The organism is Lignipirellula cremea (assembly GCF_056501455.1).
The window spans coordinates 3,876,628-3,892,441 of record NZ_CM151415.1 but is presented as its reverse complement, the minus strand read 5'-3'; the positions used below and the strand labels follow the sequence as shown (position 1 = coordinate 3,892,441).

12 protein-coding genes are annotated in these 15,814 nt (G+C 63.8%); 5 read left to right on the top strand and 7 right to left on the bottom strand.

Annotated elements, in window-relative coordinates:
• Positions 1–4 precede the first annotated feature (4 nt).
• Complete coding sequence (locus SH602x_RS15405; protein WP_479473152.1) at positions 5–1,192, bottom strand: alpha/beta fold hydrolase; 1,188 nt, start codon at positions 1,190–1,192, stop codon at positions 5–7.
• A 262-nt stretch (positions 1,193–1,454) separates the two neighbouring features.
• Here SH602x_RS15405 and SH602x_RS15400 point away from each other — a divergent pair, with 262 nt between their 5' ends.
• Complete coding sequence (locus tag SH602x_RS15400; RefSeq protein WP_479473151.1) at positions 1,455–2,090, top strand: DUF502 domain-containing protein; 636 nt, start codon at positions 1,455–1,457, stop codon at positions 2,088–2,090.
• Between the two features lie 34 nt (positions 2,091–2,124).
• On the opposite strand, the gene SH602x_RS15395 is transcribed toward SH602x_RS15400, so the two are convergent.
• Positions 2,125–3,051, bottom strand: coding sequence for an alpha/beta hydrolase fold domain-containing protein (locus SH602x_RS15395; RefSeq protein WP_479473150.1), 927 nt, complete (start codon positions 3,049–3,051; stop codon positions 2,125–2,127).
• Between the two features lie 175 nt (positions 3,052–3,226).
• On the opposite strand from SH602x_RS15395, the gene SH602x_RS15390 reads away from it, so the two are divergent.
• A complete protein-coding gene (locus SH602x_RS15390; RefSeq protein ID WP_479473149.1) occupies positions 3,227–3,415 on the top strand; it encodes a DUF1328 domain-containing protein in 189 nt (62 codons plus the stop codon).
• A 67-nt stretch (positions 3,416–3,482) separates the two neighbouring features.
• Here SH602x_RS15390 and SH602x_RS15385 read toward each other — a convergent pair whose 3' ends face one another.
• Positions 3,483–4,883, bottom strand: coding sequence for an RtcB family protein (locus SH602x_RS15385; RefSeq protein ID WP_479473148.1), 1,401 nt, complete (start codon positions 4,881–4,883; stop codon positions 3,483–3,485).
• Between the two features lie 643 nt (positions 4,884–5,526).
• On the opposite strand from SH602x_RS15385, the gene panD reads away from it, so the two are divergent.
• The 3 genes from panD to SH602x_RS15370 all read left to right on the top strand — a co-directional run bounded on the left by panD (position 5,527) and on the right by SH602x_RS15370 (position 8,765).
• Positions 5,527–5,931, top strand: a complete 405-nt coding sequence (gene panD, locus SH602x_RS15380) for an aspartate 1-decarboxylase (RefSeq protein WP_479473147.1) — start codon at positions 5,527–5,529, stop codon at positions 5,929–5,931.
• A gap of 75 nt (positions 5,932–6,006) precedes the next feature.
• Entirely contained in the window at positions 6,007–6,729 is a 723-nt protein-coding gene (locus tag SH602x_RS15375) for a hypothetical protein (protein ID WP_479473146.1), read from the top strand.
• The gene (locus SH602x_RS15370) at positions 6,726–8,765 is read left to right on the top strand and encodes an Eco57I restriction-modification methylase domain-containing protein (RefSeq protein ID WP_479473145.1); all 2,040 of its coding nucleotides are present in this window, start codon (positions 6,726–6,728) and stop codon (positions 8,763–8,765) included. Before SH602x_RS15375 ends, SH602x_RS15370 begins: the two co-directional genes overlap by 4 nt.
• On the opposite strand, the gene SH602x_RS15365 is transcribed toward SH602x_RS15370, so the two are convergent.
• From SH602x_RS15365 to SH602x_RS15350, 4 genes are all read right to left on the bottom strand, one after another.
• On the bottom strand, positions 8,753–9,538 hold the full coding sequence (locus tag SH602x_RS15365; protein WP_479473144.1) for a M90 family metallopeptidase: 786 nt from the start codon (positions 9,536–9,538) through the stop codon (positions 8,753–8,755). The two genes, SH602x_RS15370 and SH602x_RS15365, sit on opposite strands and share 13 nt — an antisense overlap.
• Before the next feature lie 423 nt (positions 9,539–9,961).
• Entirely contained in the window at positions 9,962–12,610 is a 2,649-nt protein-coding gene (locus SH602x_RS15360; RefSeq protein WP_479473143.1) for a hypothetical protein, read from the bottom strand.
• Between the two features lie 779 nt (positions 12,611–13,389).
• The gene (locus SH602x_RS15355; RefSeq protein WP_479473142.1) at positions 13,390–13,725 is read right to left on the bottom strand and encodes a hypothetical protein; all 336 of its coding nucleotides are present in this window, start codon (positions 13,723–13,725) and stop codon (positions 13,390–13,392) included.
• Between the two features lie 52 nt (positions 13,726–13,777).
• The gene (locus SH602x_RS15350; RefSeq protein ID WP_479473141.1) at positions 13,778–15,790 is read right to left on the bottom strand and encodes a hypothetical protein; all 2,013 of its coding nucleotides are present in this window, start codon (positions 15,788–15,790) and stop codon (positions 13,778–13,780) included.
• Positions 15,791–15,814: the final 24 nt, after the last annotated feature.

Genomic DNA, 15,814 nt, shown 5'->3' with positions numbered 1-15,814 from the left:
ACATTCATTCGCCCGATTCGCGAGGGTCCCGAGGCTCGTTCAGGAACGCCTCGAAGAAGGCGTACAGCACGGCGTTGGACTCCGCGTTCGGACTATGCTCCGGTCGGTTCGTCATACCGACGCGATGGTCATAGCCCAGCATTGCGTCGATCTTCCTCAGGTGGTTCAGCGCCTGCCAGCGCGATGGCGGATCGACGGCGCCGCCCGAGACGAAGAAGGGTCGCGGCGCGAGCAGCGCCTGCAGCTCGTGCAGATCGCGTCCCTGTTCGAGCAGCTCGGGATAGAGGCCCCGCGCGGGGTTCTCCTCCGTCGGTACGCCCCGCTTGCGCCAAGGCCGCGGATGCCAGCCGAGATACCACGGCTCCCAGTAGTTCACGTTCGGATCGTCGCCGAACATGATGCCCGGATCCGAAACCGCGACGGCGGCGTACTTGTCGAACAGGCACCCGGCGAAGAGCGCCCACTTGCCGCCGTACGAATGGCCGACGATGCCGATTCGCTCAGGATCGACTTCGGGTCGATTTGCGAGGACGTACCACGCGTTCGCCGCGGCGCACGCGAGCGCGGAAAGGGGCTGCAGCTTCGCGTCGTCCACGCCGGGCCAGTAGAGCGAGTACGTCTGGTTCGCCGTCGTCTCGGTCGTTCCGATCGATAGCGTGACGAAGCCCCGTTTCGCCAGTTGATAGGCGAAGTCGCGATGCTCGCCCTTCAGACCGATCGCCGTCTCGGGCTCGTAGAAGACCGTCACGACCGCCGGCCGCGGCCCCTTCCCTTCAGGCAGTTCGCCTTCCGATCCATCTTCGCGGGGGATGAGCAGGTACCCCGTCGTCTTCTGCCCGGGGAGCCACTCGAAGCGAATGCGATGCTGGTCGAAGTTCTCCCGGCGGACGGTCTCCAGGATCTCGACCTGCGGCTTCTCGATCAGCGGCGGCCAGGCGCCCAGGAGAGTCGTCCACTCTTCGCGAAGCTCCGTCCGACGACGCTGCCACTCTTCCGGCGTTCGCGCGACGCTCCCGTCGGCGAACCGCAGCGGCGAACGATACTCGCCGAAGTCATCTTCGAACTCCGCCGGCGGATCGAAGTAAGGCGACAGAACCTGCCGCGCATCCCGCTTCGACGGTTCGTCCGCGATCAGCGTCGACGCCGTCGCGAGCGCGAGCAGCGCCCCCAGGATTCGCACGGTCCCCGTCATGCTCTTCCCCTTGTTCGAACTGCTGGTCCGTCGAGCGTTTTCTGTCGGGTCGATTCTGTCTGCTGTGCCATGCTCACATCGCGAAGCAGGGTGAGCATGGCAGGTTCGGGCGGCCTTCCCGTTCGCCGATCGCTTCCGGTCCGGTTCCCGTTATAGCTTCGCCGTACGGCCGACGCAGGCTTGCGCATCGCTCTCCGGCGCCGACCCCGCGCTCGGTTAGAATTCCGCGCCTGCAGAACGACATGACGACGCGAGGACAGCGATGCGTGAACATATCTTTCGCTCCTACGGATTCCTGCGCACGACGCTCCTCGGGGGCATCCTCTTTCTGCTCCCGCTGATCGTCGTCGGCATCCTGCTGGGGCAGGTCGGCCAGGTGGTGTTCGCCATCGCTCAGGCGATCGGCGGAGTCCTGTCGTTCGACTCGCCGTACACCTACGCGATTCTCGTCAGCGCAGCGCTCGGCATCGTGATCGGCGGCTGCTTCGCCGCGGGACTGGTCGCGCGGCATTCGCTGGGCCAGTGGCTGTCCGAACAGACCGAGCGAAATTTGACGCTCCTCTATCCGCGCTACGCGATCTACAAGGACCAGATCATCGGCAACATCGGCGGCGACGTCGCGGAGGGGCGGCTCAAGCCGGTGAAGATCGCCTTCGTCGACTGTACGCGACTGGGCCTGGAGGTCGAACGATCGGCGGAGGGACTGGTGACCGTCTATCTCCCCAGTTCGCCCGATCCCTGGTCGGGCACCGTCGCGATGGTCGCTGCCGAACGGGTCGAACGAATCGACGTCCCGTACGTCGAGATGATGACCTCGTTCGAAAAGCTCGGCGCCGACAGCCTCCGCATCGCCAGCCGCGTCGCGGCGAAGCAGCCCGTCGGATCTTCGCCGACCTGAGCGTTCCCCGTCGCGAGCTGGAACTGACATGCGATCAACGCTCGGCTGTCCCCTTCAGGCATCGGTCGAGGAAGTCCGCCACACGCTTCAGCATGGCTTTCTCGTAAAAGCCCTTCCCGCCATGCTGGCCGTCCTTCACGGTCACGAGTTCGACCGGCAGAGAGCGCTTCGCATACGCGTCGCGCATCTCGATCCCTTGGGCGAACGGCATCTGCGGATCCGCGTCGCCATGGATCCATAGCAGCGGCGGATCGTCGGCATCGACGTGCGCGACGGGACTGGCCAGGCGGGCGAGGCCCGGTTCCTCGTCCGGCAGCCCGCCGAGCAACAGCTTGAGCGCCGGAATGCGCACCGAGAGCCCGTGCTCGGTCGACTGGTCGAGAATCGTTTCCAGGTTCGACGCGCCGTAGAAGCAAACGACCGCCCTGACCTCAGGCCCGGCGTCCTTCGTCTCCTCGGGCTGACCGGTCAGTTCCTCGACGTCGCCGCTGACGCCGACCAGCGCCGCGAGGTGTCCGCCCGCGGAGGAGCCGGCGATCGCGATTCGCTCGGGATCGATACCGTAAGCGTCCGCGTTGGCGTGCAGGAATCGGATGGCTGCGTGCAGATCCAGCGCTTGCGCGGGGAACTTCGCGACGGGCGACAGGCGGTAGTCGACGCTGGCGATCGCGAAGCCGCGCTCCATGAGCGGCAGAATCGGCACGTCGGCTTTGCTGCCCGACCGCCAGGCTCCGCCGTGAACCCACACGATCAATGGAACGCCGGGCGACGCCTCGCGGGTTCCGCTCGAACCGCCGTCGTATTCCGGATGATAGAAGTCGAGCTTGAGCGACGAATCGCCGACGCGTGCGTACTCCAAATTCCTCTGCACCAGCGGCTCTCGTTCGGCCGCCGGTGCAGCCGCTACGAAACCGAGCAGGGCCAGCAAGGCCGCGGTCGTGACTAACGACTTAGGCGTCATCGTTCATCTCGCTTGCCGACAAGAAACCGAGTCCGCAGAAGTCTCAGGATATGCCTCCAGGCGACTCCGCTGCGACATCCGCCGACGATAAATCGAATCGGACGATTCTCTTTCATGGAGTCGCTCCTACCATGCCGCCGGGTAGATTCAATTCGATGGCGCGGAGGCGGACGAGATGGACAACTTACTTATCTGGGCGATTGTGGCGCTGGTGATCGCGCTGATCGCAGGCGGTCTCGGGTTCGGCGGCGTCGCGAGAGGCGCGGGCATGATCGCCAAGGTACTGTTCGCGATCTTCCTGGTGATCTTCGTGATCGTCCTGATCATGTGGCTGGTCGGCGGCGCTGCCGCTGCGGTGACCTGATCCGAGATCAGAGTGCCGAATGAACGCGAGGCGGCGCAGAACCTGCGCCGCCTCGCGTTCGTTTTGGTCAATCCTCCGCGCGGGAGTCGTCGCCGCACATGCGGACGATCTTCGGATCGAACCGGGCGACCTTCTCCACCAGATCGGTCTGCGCCGCCATGACGTCGTCGATCCGCTTGTAGACGCCCGGCACTTCGTCCGCTCCCGCGCTGATCACCTCGACGCCGCGCTCGGCGAGATTCTTCTGCGTCGCGTTCCAGTTGAACTTCGACTTCGCCTGGGTGCGGGACATCGCGCGCCCCGCTCCGTGCGATGCGGAGTTCAGGCTCGCGACCTCGCCCTTGCCTCGCACGACGTACGCCGGGTCGGCCATGGAACCCGGAATCACGCCGAGCACGCCCTCGCCCGCCGGCGTCGCGCCCTTGCGATGGACGTAGAGCGGCTTCCCGTCGATCTCTTCGAGCCAGCAGAAGTTGTGGTGGTTCTCGACCCCGGCGATCGGCTTCTCTCCGATCAGCTTCGCGACCTGGCGATGAATGACCGCGTGATTCGCGGCGGCATACTCTCCCATCAGGTTCATCGCGGCCCAGTATTCCTGTCCCGCCTCGCTCGTCATGTCGAGCCAGGCCAGGCGACCGAGATCGGCGTACCGCGACGGCATCCGCGCCCGCGCGATCGCGCTGTACGTATCGCACACCGCGGCGCCCGCTCCTCGCGAACCGCTATGGCTGAGCAGCGCGACGTACTCGCCCGCCTTCAGCCCCAGATCTTCCTGATCGTCCGCGACGGTCAGCGTCCCGAACTCGACGAAGTGGTTGCCGCTGCCCGAGGTTCCGAGCTGCTTCCAGGCGACGTCCTTCTTCTCGCGGGTCACGCGCGTGATCGACCAGTCGGCGTCCATGACCGGGTGGTCGACGCGCTTTTCCTGTCCGCGGCCGACGCCGAACACCGAGCCGTTGACCAGCGCATCGCGGAACGTCGCCCGACGCCGGTCGAGATCCTCGGGGCGCAGGTCGAACACGGAGAGCTTCATGCGGCACGCGATATCGACGCCGACCGCGTACGGAACGACGGCGTCCTCCAGCGCGAGCACTCCCCCGATCGGCAGGCCGTACCCGACGTGCGCGTCCGGCATCAGCGCCGCGCCCGCCGCCATCGGAAGCGCGCAGGCCTGGCGCATCTGCTTATGCGACTCTTCGTCGATATCGGCTCCCCAGGTACGGTAGCCGATCGGTTCGGGGCGCACGAACTTGCCGTCGCGATCGATCGCTTCCGCCAGGGCGCCGAAGATCGCATCGCCCAGGAAGTTCTGCGGCTGGTCCATGACCTCGCGCAGCAGATCGTCCGGCTTGACCCGCGCCTCCTTCGGCAGTTCGCGGTTCCGCTCCGCCAGCGCCTGCACCGCCTGAACGGCCAGACCGACGTGCTCCTGCGGAACGCCCGCTTCGCGCAGTTTTCGAGAATTCATCGGGGGCTCCTTCCGACGCCGAGGACGTCGCTGTGTTTACTGACGGGTCGATTCGCCTTGATTTGTCGTTCAGAACGGAGGGATCCCCTCGCTTCCCGGTTCGCGGTTTTCGGGAGGTCGTGACGACCGCTGCATTCGGCGTCGCCGGAGCGACCGGCGCCATCCGACGGGATGTTTCGCTTCGCCTGTTTGGGGGGGAGCGAATCGTTGACTTGCCCTGACCGGCTCATCAGAATCCTGCTCTATCAGGCCGCTGCAAAACGCCTTCCTGGCGTTTCGCAGTCTCGCCAAGTTCGGAACAAGTTCCTCACGGCTCGCGAAAGGGTCGTAAACTCCCCTTTCGTCGTCGCATCCTGCGACGATTCGCAGGCTCGCTGCCATTTGCAGCAGCCTGCCAGCTTGCCGAAAAGGGCGTTCCCTGCCGCGGGAACTCCGTTCGCCGGCTCATTTCCGCGGCTGGCGGAGCCGAATCAAACCTTCGACGCGCGGAGGATCGAGCGTTTCCACTAGCCGTAAAGAGTCGTCTGGGCGAAGATTAGAGCGACGCAGCGATCGAATTCGCCTGTTTTTCGCTCTGACTGACGCCCGTCGACGCGACGCGATCCCGGATCGATCGAATGCGTGCGACGGCTAGAATACCGTTATGAAACGCTTCATGCTCCATTCCAAGATTCACCGGTGCGTCACGACCGGGGCGAATCTGGACTATGTGGGCTCGATCACGATCGACCCCGATCTTCTTCGTCAGGCGGACATCCGGCCCCATGAACGGGTCCAGGTGGTCAATCTCAACAACGGCGAGCGATTCGAAACCTACGCTATCGAAGGCGAACCGGGCAGCGGAACCGTCGAAGTCAACGGCGCCGCGGCCCGACTCTGTCTTCGCGGCGATCTGCTCATCATTATGACGTTCGTCGAAGTCGAAGAGTCCGAACTCGATTCCCACAAGCCGATCGTCGTGTTCGTGGACGAAGAGAACCGCGTACAAGCTATCCTTCCGATGAGCGCCAAAGGCCATCCCCTCCCGGCCGGGGCCGCTCGTTTTTAACGACCGCGACCTTTCGCGTTCCTGCCCACCCAACCCTGGACGACGGACTCCGCTGCAAGACTACGGAGCGATGCCATGCTGAAGGCTTTCATGAAGCTCTTCTCCCAGACGCCGGCGAACGAAGCCGAAGAGCGCCGAGCGCTGATGGCGTTCCGCCTGTTGCGACAGGATCGGGTGCAGTCGCGCATGATCCTCGGCGTCGAGCAGCGCTCCGCGATCGAACGCTACGTCCATGAGTCGCGAAAGACGCTCAAGGCCGACGTACCGGCTGCCGACGGCGCCGCTTCCGCGGATCTGACGCGGCGGGGCCCCGCCCTGCTGCAAAAGACCGCCGTCCAGGTCATGTACGCCGTCGAGCGCGACAACGTCCTGACGCCGCAGCAGATGGAGACGCTCCGGCAACTCTGCTACAAGCGCCAGGGCGTGCAGGCCTTCTCCGATCCCGGCCTGATCGCGGCCCTGGAACTGTCGCCGGAACAGACCGCGACGATCCAGAACCTCATCAGCGAACTTCCCGCCTCCGGTCGTCGCGCCGCGGGCGAGAGCGCCGAAGATCAGGAAGCGCGACGCACCCGCCGTCGCGATTCGCTCGACAAAATCCTCGGCACGCTGACTGAACCGCAGCGGGCGAAGTGGGTCGAGCTTAGCGGCGACACGGCCAAACGTCGCGGACGCGGCGTCGGTCGTCGTCGCGAAGGGGGCCGCCCCGTCCGTCGCGGCGCCGCTCGCGGTTATGTGCCGAGCCGACCCGCGCGTCCCGTTCAGAAGAGCGACGCGGACGAGATCAGCGAAGGTTGAAACGCCGCTTCGACCGTCGACGCGTACCGCTCGACGTTCTGAGTCGAACGCTCGGCGAACTGGTCGACGTTCTGATCGGCGAAGCGGTCGAAGACGCTCCCGGCGCCGACAGCGCGCTTAAGCGCTGCCTCGACGCGGGGACGCTCGCCCCCGCGGATCTCGCGCGTCAGGCGATCGCCGCCGCGTTTCGCATCGCCTACGCGATCGTGGAAGAGGCTGACCCGGCCGGCGACGCTCTCCTCGCCGAAGCAGGCGAAACGCGAAGGCCCGCCGTCGAGCGACTGACGCAGGTTCTGCGTAATCTGTCGCCGCTCGAATTCGATCAGGACATTCTCGGCGAAGCGCTCGCGAGACTCTCCACGACGCCGTTCGTCCGGCATCCCGCCGTCCGCGACCACGAAGAAGCGCGGGCCCGACGCGCAGGCGGCAGCTTCTTCACCCCGCCCCCGATCGTGGAGCGACTGCTCGATGCGACGCTCGAGCCGCTGCTCGACGAGATCGCCCGCCGCGACGACCCGGCAGAGCGAGAGAACGCGCTGCTGAACCTCGCGGTCGTCGATCCTGCTTGCGGGAGCGGAAGGTTCCTGCTCGCCGCCGTCGATCGAGTCGCCGTCCGACTCGTGCAGGCGCGAACCGAACGGGGCGATCCGGCCTGCGACCCGAACGCCGCCCGGGCGGACGTGATCGAGCGCTGCATCTACGGCGTGGATATCGATCCGCTCGCGATCGATGCTCTGCGATTTCGCCTGCGACGAGCGGCACGAACGGCGGACCGTGCGCCCCCTGCAATCGACGACCGCGCGTTCTGCGGCGACGCGCTCTCCGCCCTCGACTCGAACATGCTCGTCAAGAACTGGCCAGAGCGCCGCGGCGGCTTCGATCTCGTGATCGGCAACCCGCCCTGGACGTCCTACTCCGGCAGGCATCGCGGCCAAGCGAACGACGGAGCGATCGCGAGCCTCGTCGATCGCTTTCCCGAGATCGCACGCTGGCCCGCGCTTCACTCCGCGCTGCTGGCGCTCTCCGCGAAGATCGTGCGCGAGGGCGGACGCGTGGGACTGGTTCTGCCGCTGCGGATGGCGGACCTTGACGCCTACGCCGATCTGCGAACCGCCCTCGCGACACGGTTGCGGCTCGATCGCCCCGTCATGGATGCGGGAGAGTCCGCCTTCCAGGACGTCGTTCAGCCGGCAGGGCTCTTCGTGTTCCGCGCGGATCCGGACGGCTCCCTTGCGAACGGCGATCCGTGGCCGATCGAAGGTCGCCGCGCCGTTCGCAGGTCGCTAACGCACGGCGCAGCAGAAGACGATCGAATCGAGACGATGTTCGCCGGGATCGAGCGGCTGCCGAAGTTCCCGCCGCGAACGTTCGGCGACCCTGGCGTTCACTCGGGAAACGTAGCGGCCAAGCTGATCGTGGAAGCGCCTCACGCCGACGCGAGCCCGGTCCGGGAGGGTCGCGACGTCATTCCGTTCGCCTGCCTCGCGCCGCGACGGGGAGTGCAAACTTCGCTTCCGCTGGAACGGGGCGAGTACTGCCGGGTCGGGCGACTCGAACGCTTCCTCGAGACCCCCATACTTCTTCGCCAGACGGCCGACCGCCCGACCGCGGCGCGTCACCTTGAACCGACCTACTTCCGCAACAGCCTGCTCGCCTGCCGGGGCGTCGAAGGCATCTCCGACCTGACGCTGGTCGCCTACCTGAACTCGGCGCTCTACGCGATGCTGCACCGCCGGTCGTCAGGCGACGCGTCGCAGAAGAGTTTTCCGCAGGTGAAGGTCCGCGCGCTGCAGAATCTTCCCCTGCCGCCGATCGTCGATAACGCGGCCGCATCGTCGTCGCTGGCGGAGCAGATCGAGCGTCAGGCTGCGCTCGCGGAAGAGGCCGCATCCGGCGGGCAGCCTCCCGATCGGGAAGTTCTCGAAGCGATCGAACGGCTGATCCTGCGTTCGTTCGGAGCGCCGGAGGATCTGGCGCCTCTGCTGCTGGAGCGAGTCGGCCAGGCACGTTCGCCGCGTGCGGCTCAACTGAAGTAACCCTCTTCCGACCAGGACGGATCCTGCCGGTAGTAGTCGCTGAAGACGCGGAACAGATCGGGCGCCTCGCGACGAAGATACTGCGGCAATTGAAAGAAGGCCTCGCTGGCCACGGCGAAGAATTCCGTCGGACTCTGGGCGCCGTAGCAGTCGAGCAGAGGATAGTCGTTTCGCCGGCAGTCGCGGACGAGTCGCTTGAACTCGTCGCCGGTCACGCTCGTCCAATCGCGCAGGCGCTCTCCGCCCGACATCGGCGGCGTGCCGTTCGCTTCGCCGGTCAGCATATCCAGTTGATGAGCGAACTCGTGAATCACGACGTTCCGCCCGTCATTGGGGTCGCGCCCTCCCGCGTGGGCATCCTGCCAGGAGAGGATCACCGGCCCGCGGTACCAGGCCTCGCCTTCGAGTTCCTGCTCTTCTTCGATGACCAGACCGCCCCCCACGGGCGAACGCCGCGGCATGACGAAGGCGTCGGGATAAATCAGGACCGACTGCACCCGGTCGAAGCGCTCCTCCGGAAAACCGAGCGTCGTCAGAGCCGCCTGACCCGCGACGCCGATCTTCGCCTCCTCGGTCAGGTCGAAACCGTTGCACCCTTCCCAGTTCTTCTCCGCGACGAGCACCCGAGTCGTGTCCTCGAGCTTTCGCTGAGCGCTCGGATCGAGATGCGCGTACTGCCAGACGCTCTCGGCCAGACAATCGCGCGAAGCGTTCGGCCACGGCTCGGCGAGCAGTTTGCGACGACGGCGACGCGTGAACCAGGAGAAAAACATGCGGCAGAAGCGTGCTGAGAACGAGCCTCGTCCGCGTGCGGGGATCGCGACGCGCGAGCGCGAGAGGCAGCGTGGAATCATCCCGCCCCCTCCGCGTTCGGTCAACGAGACTGTCGGCGAGGTGCACGAACGGGGTGGCCCGGATTGCTGTGCAATCCCGTGGGCGTGGACAGGGTGAACTAAAGACGAAACGCTACAGACTCCGGCCGTCGCGGAGTTCGTGATGCGAGGGCGATACGCAGCGTCGCCAGTCGTTAGCGATCTTTTCCACCGGTAAGATGCGTCGCGTCCTCGGATCGCCGGCGCCGTATCCGGAACGAGGGACGCCGGCAGTCTCGGTCGTTCTTGGGTAGATCGTTGCGGCGACCGTAGGGGGCACGCGAGCCGGGATCTGACCCGCCCGCTTATTTACAAACGATGCGGCTAGTCGTCTGAATCTTGCAGAAACTCCAAATCCTCTTCACTAGGTGCTCGATAGGTGTAGTCCTCGCGATACTTCTCGCGATTTTCCCTCAATCGCTTGGAAATCCATTTCCGCTCGTCCTCGAACCGGGCTCGGATGCGCGAAACGACAGGCTCCGCAATGGGCGAGTTAATCTCGTCGAGTTTGAACCGAGTTCGCTCTTGCTTCTCTTCCGCTTCAAGGTATTCGAGGAACGTTTCCACCCGCCTAAACCGCACCTCCGTCCTCGCAATTTTCAGGTCGTCGTCGTCGGGGAGATTGTTGACGTCATAGATCGACTGCCGAAGCTTGCCCTCAACTTGAGCGTCATTCAACGGCGTGTCCTGAAGGACAAGATCGAGGTAAGCGAACGTCTCCACTAAGTATCGATAGAAAAACCAGCCGGCGGACGTTACCCGCACATGACTGGCACCCTCGACGGTCTCAGTCGAGCGGCTATTTGCTTCCACGAGATGCCGACTCACGAGCCGATTAAGGGTGGCTAATAAGTCCTCCGTGTTGTCGAAGACGCTTTCAAACTCCGTAAAGAGTTTCGCAAGATCCACGTACCCTCGACCCTCTCGGGTTGTTTCACCACGGTGCTTCATGAGCGTCGAGATAATTCGACACGACGTGAAATGGCTCGAATTGGGCTCAGGACCTGCGTTGAACATGTTACAGACGGGACTGTGCTCTTCCTTATAAAGCGATTGGTCCCCCAGCATGATGGCTTTCACAAACTCGTGATACGCAATGGTGTACCATCCGTCTCGTCGATAAATGCGCAGCATCTTCTCGACATCCGTAACCCCGGAGACGAGGAAGGTGCAAAACATTTCAAGCGCAAAACGCATGTTGCCGTAGCAAATTGTCTTGATGAACGCCTTTATCTGATGGTTCTCATCAAGCGCACCGTGCACGAGGGCGAGGAACCCGCTGATCTGGTCGCGCAGCGCACCTTCCTGAGGCGTAACTGAATCCCCCTCGCGAGATTCTTCGAGGCGTTTGACCGCGTACGTAATTCGGCTATCGAGAAGCTTACGGACCAGCGGCGGGGCAATATGAAACTTTCGGCTGCTGTACGCCGTGAAGGTTTTCTTGATGCTGGCGGAGTAATACGACTCCTCACGAAGCGCGACGACAGTGACAGACGACAGCTCTCCCGTGACGTGCTGGGCGAAAAGAAAGATGTCTCGCTGATAGTCTGGAGAGAGTTGGTCGACGTTGTCTATGAACAGTACGGGCTTGAGACCGAGTCGAATGCAAGACGCTCGAATCAGCTTGGGGACGTATTCGGCTTCATCCGACCGCCAGTTTTCTAGAGCGGCAGAAAGTACATATTCGTATCGCGTCTGCCCGGGCTTGAGTCCGCTTAGCTTTGTGTTTGCTAAGACAGCAATTTCCTTCTCGAACACCTCGACCAGGTGTTCTCGGCTTTCAAGGTCGAAATGCGCATACTTGGACCGAATCGATTTGAGGATTGCTCTCCAGACGAAGATTTGAAGTTGGTCTCTTTGCGGCGGACGAAGGAAATCAACAGCAAACCATAGAGACGTCTCATCGAGTTGAGGCTGGCCGGAAGATCGACGAAAGCGCTTTAGAAATGTGGACTTCCCAGATCCGATAGCGCCAAGCACGAGGAAGAGATCTCCTCGCGTGACATTCACTGAGTCCTTAATGCTGCGCAGAAAGCCTTTGCGATCGTGGTCCGCGCCGACCGGAACGGTCCCCTCGTCCGCAAGAAACTTAGGGATAGACTCGGTGATGACCGTGTTAAGGTCGTTAGCGGCCTGCTTCAGCGATCCCGTGTGAATATAACAAGACTTGAGAACCTCTAGTTCTTCTTGGTCTGCGATGTCCTCGAAGACGAGCCTGATTAACGGCTGAATGTGCGTCGCCAGCCTATTCCGTCGCAGGGGAAGTTCGGCGTTGAAGTGATTCGCTACAACTCGATGCATCTCGCGTGAAGTTCGCAACGAAGTTGAGAAGAGCGCATTGAGCGAGTCGTTGCAAATCGCTGGGTATGCAAGCAAGTTCCAGAACTCCGTAAAGTTCTGAATGATGTATTCGGTACTTGGGAATACACGGGCCTTGCCCCTTTTCCATCCAGTGTTGTCGTCTCGGATCGCCCGAAAGACGATCCACGCATCTCCGTTTGTCGCGATCGCGTAGCGAATGCCCTCGTCATCGCAATAGCTTCGAACTTGATTGATCGCCGCCTTGACTTCAGCATCCGTAACGAGGGTGCCATCAAGGGCGTACATCCGTTGCTTACCGGTGTCCGCAGGGAGAGTGAACGCTATGCCCTCGGCTTTCGCCTCTACGACGACAAACGGTTTGCCGCGCACCTTGAGCCGATAGTCCATCCGGCCCGAATCCGTGTACGGCTCGCGATCCAGTTCTCCTTCTGGCCAGTACAGAACATCCCGCAGGACGAGCGTGATCACTTTCGCGCGAGTGTCTGCTTCGGACGCACGACCGTGATCGGCCAAGAAGCTTTGGAAATCGGCGGCGATTTTCTTAAGGCTCGCCAGCGCAGCATCCGGATCGTGGTTGGACATAGCACGAGTGGACAGAGAGGAGGTTGCAACCTCCTCCATTCTATCGATGCCGTTCAGCCAAGTGATCAAGGGTCAGCGTCTGTAATCGTTGGCGATCTTCGGTGTGTGTCCTGCCTCCTCCTTGAGACCGCAGCAACGGGCGACTTGAGCGGCACGACGACGGCCATCGATAGACGACGTCTTTTGTCCCGACCGCTTCCCGGTCGCCCTGTCCCTTGGACGTGCGGTACGGGGCGTTCCTCGAAGCGAGGGAACGGACTGGCGATCGACTCGCTGGGGAACTCGACTCGGCGAGGAACGGATCAGACGAGCGACGCCGATCACGCGGACTGACGCCCTGGGCCGGCGGCGTCAGTCGTCCAGCAGGAAATAGTAGAGGAGTTCGATTCGCTCGACGCTCTTTCCGTTCCGCTCGGCCATGCGTCGGCGCTGCGGCAGCGCGTTCTCGAAATCATGCTGCATCATGGTCTCGATGAACTGACGGTCGAATCCATGCTCTCGCAGCTAGAAGATCGTCTCGGCCCTTTTCTGGATGACGTCCTCGGACGGAAGGAACTTCGCGTCCCTGTCGTCCCTGCTGCTCCTCGCTTCGCCATGCTGGGTCCCCTTCGCATTCGCTACAGGGGCGATTTCTCGGCGTCGATTCGTCGCCCTGGGGAAACGAACACGGCCCGCCAGCGATTGCCGACGGGCCGCGAAGGGACTCGACTCACGCCGAGTTCAGAACGACGCGGCAGACGAAGGGAAGGGAGTTAAGACCTATCCCCGATGGCACAGCAATCGCGGCCACCCGGAGAAGACGTGCACACCGCAAGGGTGCGCTCTCAGCATGCGAAAGTTCCCCTCGCTCAATCGCCGAGCCAGTCATCCTCGAACAGCGACTCGACCGCAAGCGCCAGATTCGGCACTTCCTCGTCGATCAGTTCCTCGCGCCAGGTCCGACCTCGCACTTCCCAGGAGCTCGCCTGCGACTCGATCTGCATGGAAAGTTGATGCAGGGCCGCCGCCAACTGCCGGTCGAGCGTCGGCTTGCCCCGCAGTTCCTCGAAGAGCACTTCGAGCGCCGAGAGCAGCCGGGCCATGCGCTCGGCGCCGGGGTCCTTTCCGATTCGCAAGGCGACGACGACGCCTGCCTCTCCGAGCGATTCCTGAAGCGCCAGAGCACGGGCGTCGTTCGGCGTCATACGCTTGCCTTTCGGAGATCAGGGTCTCGGCGTCATCCGGCGTTCGCTCGGTTCAATTTCCCGCGCCCGCGACGATGCGGACGTAGTCGTCGAGGACTTCGGCGCCGGTGGGAACGGTCCAGCGATCTTCGCGGACGCCGGCGGCGATCGCGCGAGTTTCGCTCTTCTTCGCGTCGCCCTCGCGCCAGCCGTATTCGACCTCGACCGCGTCAACCGAGGGAGCGTCGTAGATGCCGTAGAGTTGTATGTCGATGAGGCCCGTGCGATAACCGCCGGCGTAGATCGTCGCGCGGACGAGCGCCTTGCTCGTCTGGGCTTTCGCGACGTCCGCGCTGCCGTAGGTCCAGCCGCTGGAGAAGTCGTTGTCGGGCGCCAGGTCCGCCTTCGCGAGCGGCGACCAAGTCGCGCCGTCGTCGGTCGAGACCTCCAGGCGATAGTCGCAATTCTCCGGCTGCGGAACGCGGACGGAGTAGCGCATCGCCGCACGCACTTCCAACAGTTCCCCTGGCGCCTCGATCGGAAAGACGATCGTGCCGGGCTTGTTGTCGGTCGTCTCGTAGGCGTTCCGCGAGGAGGCGCTCCGTCCGCGGTAAGCGACGTTCGCGCTGCGGCTGCTGACGTCTTCGAAGAGGTTCGCGTCGCTCTCCGCCAGCGAGAAGTTGGGAAGCTTCGCGACGACCGCCCGGTCCGCGGCGCGATAAGCGACCTCGCTGCCGTTCGCCTTCAGCCGGGGATAGATCGCTTGGCAGACCTGCGTCGTGGTCGCGAACTTGACGCCGTGCACCCGCGCCTCGCCTTCCCAGGAGAGACGCACCTTCCAGCCGTATCGCCCCTTGACGAGGTCCGTCGCGTCGAGCGGCAGCGATCGGCCCGCATGCGGCGTCCAGGTCTGACCTTCGTCGGCCGAGACCTCGATCGTGACGTCGCCTTCGACCTCGCCCGAGATGACCAGGCCGTCCGTCGCCGCCCCCGTCATCGGGTTGGCGTCGTCGGTCGGATCGCCGCAGATGACGTAGGGCGAGAAGTGACGGAACGTGACGCTCGCCGGCTGGCCGTCCCTGGTGCGCAGGCTCGACGTCTTTTCGTCGACGACGACGTTAGCGCTCGCTTCGACCTCAGGAGATTTGAGCAGCGCTTCCGCAATCTTCGGCTCGTACTCGAACAGGCCATTGCAGTAGGAGGCGTAGCCGCGCGCGTTCGAGTCGGGGCCGTCGTGCCGCGGGACGCCGTTGTTGGCGAAGGTCCAGTCCCGTTGCGGACCGTTCTTCTGATGGTGCCAGAAACGGCGTTTCGTCGGACCGCCGAAGGAATCGGGATCGAAAAACCGCGTGAACGACTCGCCCGGTCGCAGATTCACGATGCCCGGGTGGGCCTCGTAGCCGCCAGCGTAGAGGCTGTCCCAATCCTTCTTCTTCGCGACCTCCTGCCAGCCCGCCCGCATCGCCTTCTCGTCGCCCGGCCAGGCGAAGGGATAGTGCGGCAGAGGCGGCTTGTACGCGTTCGCGAGCGCCGGGTCCGCGATCACGTCGTCGTATCCCGCGACGACGCCGTCGGGCCGGAAGATCAGCCCCGCCATGTCGGTGTCGAACGCATGCCACGAACCGTCGTACCAGACTTCGCTGTTCGTATGGCCGGGGAAGCCTCGACGCCGGGCGTTCATCCCCAGTTCCCGCCAGTAGGGTTCGTTCCACGCGTGAACCGTTCCGCACAGACCGTAGCCGTAGCTGAAGCGAGACCTCGCGGCGTCGTACACGATCAGATCGTCGCTCCCCGCGGCAGTATCGGCGACGCCGCGCGGCCCCGGTTCCTGCGGCGAAGCCAGATGCCACTGATGCGTCAGCATCCAGAGGTAGAGCCCGATCGCCTGATCCTGCGGCGAACTCTTTCCCTCCGTCGCGAACGCCACGCAGTCGGCCGCCGTCTGGAAAGCTCCTTCGCCCGCGTAATGCGGATGGTCCGTTCTGAGCGTCGGATCGCCGACCTGGGCGAGAGCTGACGAAGTGAGATAGGCCGCGGCGATCGACGCGGCGCTGAACGCGAGGCGAAAGCGATGAGGAGAGATCATGAAGTCGGCGCTGGAAGAGCGGAG

Bases quoted from the DNA above. Each gene is read 5' to 3' on its own strand.
- SH602x_RS15405 (WP_479473152.1), bottom strand. From the start codon at position 1,192: ATGACGGGGACCGTGCGAATCCTGGGGGCGCTGCTCGCGCTCGCGACG.
- SH602x_RS15400 (WP_479473151.1), top strand. From the start codon at position 1,455: ATGCGTGAACATATCTTTCGCTCCTACGGATTCCTGCGCACGACGCTC.
- SH602x_RS15395 (WP_479473150.1), bottom strand. From the start codon at position 3,051: ATGACGCCTAAGTCGTTAGTCACGACCGCGGCCTTGCTGGCCCTGCTC.
- SH602x_RS15390 (WP_479473149.1), top strand. From the start codon at position 3,227: ATGGACAACTTACTTATCTGGGCGATTGTGGCGCTGGTGATCGCGCTG.
- SH602x_RS15385 (WP_479473148.1), bottom strand. From the start codon at position 4,883: ATGAATTCTCGAAAACTGCGCGAAGCGGGCGTTCCGCAGGAGCACGTC.
- panD (WP_479473147.1), top strand. From the start codon at position 5,527: ATGAAACGCTTCATGCTCCATTCCAAGATTCACCGGTGCGTCACGACC.
- SH602x_RS15375 (WP_479473146.1), top strand. From the start codon at position 6,007: ATGCTGAAGGCTTTCATGAAGCTCTTCTCCCAGACGCCGGCGAACGAA.
- SH602x_RS15365 (WP_479473144.1), bottom strand. From the start codon at position 9,538: ATGTTTTTCTCCTGGTTCACGCGTCGCCGTCGTCGCAAACTGCTCGCC.
- SH602x_RS15355 (WP_479473142.1), bottom strand. From the start codon at position 13,725: ATGACGCCGAACGACGCCCGTGCTCTGGCGCTTCAGGAATCGCTCGGA.
- SH602x_RS15350 (WP_479473141.1), bottom strand. From the start codon at position 15,790: ATGATCTCTCCTCATCGCTTTCGCCTCGCGTTCAGCGCCGCGTCGATC.